Annotated in this window: 4 protein-coding genes; all 4 read right to left on the minus strand. The window is 59.6% G+C overall.

Annotated elements, in window-relative coordinates; all coding sequences use genetic code 11:
- The coding region (locus EN991_RS32620; RefSeq protein WP_164769543.1) for an alpha/beta hydrolase at positions 1-925 on the minus strand (925 nt) is incomplete at its 3' end.
- Positions 926-1,172: 247 nt separating this feature from the next.
- On the minus strand, positions 1,173-1,436 hold the full coding sequence (locus tag EN991_RS41855; protein ID WP_164755114.1) for a DUF488 domain-containing protein: 264 nt from the start codon (positions 1,434-1,436) through the stop codon (positions 1,173-1,175).
- A 212-nt stretch (positions 1,437-1,648) separates the two neighbouring features.
- Positions 1,649-1,930: a hypothetical protein gene (locus EN991_RS41860; protein ID WP_164753914.1), complete on the minus strand. Its 282-nt coding sequence runs from the start codon at positions 1,928-1,930 to the stop codon at positions 1,649-1,651.
- A 159-nt stretch (positions 1,931-2,089) separates the two neighbouring features.
- On the minus strand, positions 2,090-2,344 hold a 255-nt coding region (locus EN991_RS32635; protein WP_127370285.1), incomplete at its 5' end, for a hypothetical protein.

Genomic DNA, 2,344 nt, shown 5'->3' on the forward strand with positions numbered 1-2,344 from the left:
GCACCATACCGACTACTGCCTGCGGGGCGCTCTGATGAACCATATGGCCAGCGCCCGGAATCACCTCGAGGAGAGACCCACCAACTTCGCCATGCAGGCGCCGTGCATTCCGTTCCGCATCGAACAACCGGTCTCCAGATCCCGCCAGGATGCCGGTCGGTACGGAAATGTCCTTATAGCTGGCCTTCTCCGACAGGGCCGCGGCCAGCATAGATGCTGACTCCGAACAAACCGCCCGCAGTTGGGAAGGGCGGCTGGCGGCATCCTTGGCGGATGCGGCGAAGTCGCTGGCGATCATAGCGGGTCGAAATATCTTTTCCATTGCCCAAGGCCAGGCCAGCCTCACAAGCAGCGGCAACAAGGTGTGGCGAAACCCCGTTCCGATCACCGGCAATGCCGGGAGTGCGGCCAGTGCAAGATCCAGCCGCGGTGGCGGATAGTAATAGCCTGAGACAAGCACAATGCCGGCGACCGATGAAGGATGCCTGCGCGCCAACTCGAGGGCGATCCAGGCTCCCCAGGAATGTCCAAGGACGAGATATTTCTTAATACCCAATCTGCCGGCGGCGGCATGTATGAGGTCGGCTTGGTCGCAAGCGGACCAGCGCCGGGTGCGCGAACGTGAGCTTCGCCCAAAGCCGGGACGGTCAAATGCGAGCACCCGGTAGGTCTTTGCCGCCTCATCGAAGACGCCGCTCGACTTGAAATCCTCCGCCATGGATCCATTGCCATGCAGGAGAAGCAGCGGCATGCCGGTTCCGGCTTCGATAAAATGCAGGCGCAGACCATCAATTGCCATCATACGTCCGCATGTCAGGCTGGCGATCGCACGTTTGGCGCGGATGGCGTTGTATCCCGCTAGTGCCGCTAATGCAGCGACGGACAATCCGGCCGCTAGTTTCGCCCCGTCTCTGTCCAACGCCATGCGCGTGCCTTAGAAGCTGTCTGCGTGGCCCAACCTTCGAGGTCACAGCTTGTTCCGCCACCCTGTGCCCGGCGCGGAAGGCTTTTCAACGCCTGGCGATCGCCATGGCCGCGATCTTGCAATGATCCATGCTTGCGTCCCGAGGAGATGCTCCCCGGGATAAACGATCGTTCCATCATCGCGCACACAGCGCCTGGCGTCAGGCTGGCCTCCTCGGCATGACCGGCCCAAGAGTATGCATGACGCGTCAGCCTTCTCCGAGCAGGTAGTCGGAAATAATGCGGCGGTGGCACCGCCACCAGACGGCTTCCGCGCACATGATTGGGCAGCGATGCCGGCTGCTAAGCTCTCGCAGTTCCGCCAAGCCTTTGGCGAACGGCTCCGCCGGTGAGCGCTGTCTGCTAACGTGGCTCTCTTTGGAAAAGTAAGCCCGCTGCCTGGGCGGGGGGCTTGGGGTTAGGCAGCGGGCTTCGTAGGCGATTAGGGGTTCAGACGAACCGAACCCACGCAAACGATGCTCTCAGAGTGTTAACGAGACCTTAACGAAGCTCGGAGCGTTTTACCAATCTTGGCGACCTGTGGATAACCCTCGCAGTTACGCGTTCAATGACAGAGTTGAGGTCCACGGCTTCGCGGTCCCCTGGACAGCGTATTTCGAAAGTTCAGCAAGGTGCATCTCATGTCTTTCGTCCATTGAAGCCCGCCCGCGAGAACCGTGGCCCCCTAGTGCGGATCCAGCCAAGATGATTTTCCCGCGTTCCTCGATACCCCGTTGTCTAATTGAATTGCTGTGTACTGCTCGGCGAGGTCGCTTCGGAATGGGCCTTTGTCAAAGAACTTGAGATTGCAGCCGATGGCATAGCCGACATGTTTCGGGCGAATCTTCAGATCATCCTTCGGCGCGCTGCGTTGATGCTCCGGAACGTCGCCGGCCTCCCGCCAGAGCCAGCAACACAGGACGCATTGAACTCCCTCGCCGCCGAGATGAACATCGGCCGGTATCATTCAGATCGTGCTGAGGGAGTGGCTAGAAACGAATGCATATCTGCCAGTCCCGATGATTGACGATAGCAACATGGCTCGCAAGGAAATGGCCCGCAGAAACAGGCCCGTGCCTGACGGCCGGGCCAAATTTTGGGAACTACGCCTATAGAGCGGTTATTCTCAGCCGCCCATCTTCTTTGCCATGGCACAGAAATCCGCGTGCGACTTGTTGAGCGTGGTGTCGCCGCAGTCTTTCAGCACCGCCTTTTGTTCATCCGGTTTCATGGACATCCATGCGGTCTTGAAATCCGCTTCCGACCTCAAGGTTTTCATGCCGGCATCCGTGAAGAAAGGTGACATCTTTGCAGGATCATCGAGCGCGGAAGTGGTGCTGCTGCCAGCCAGCGCTGAGCCCGTCATCACTGCGAGCGCCAT

The organism is Mesorhizobium sp. M7A.F.Ca.US.005.03.2.1 (assembly GCF_003997795.1).
In the GTDB taxonomy this organism is placed as follows: domain Bacteria; phylum Pseudomonadota; class Alphaproteobacteria; order Rhizobiales; family Rhizobiaceae; genus Mesorhizobium; species Mesorhizobium ciceri.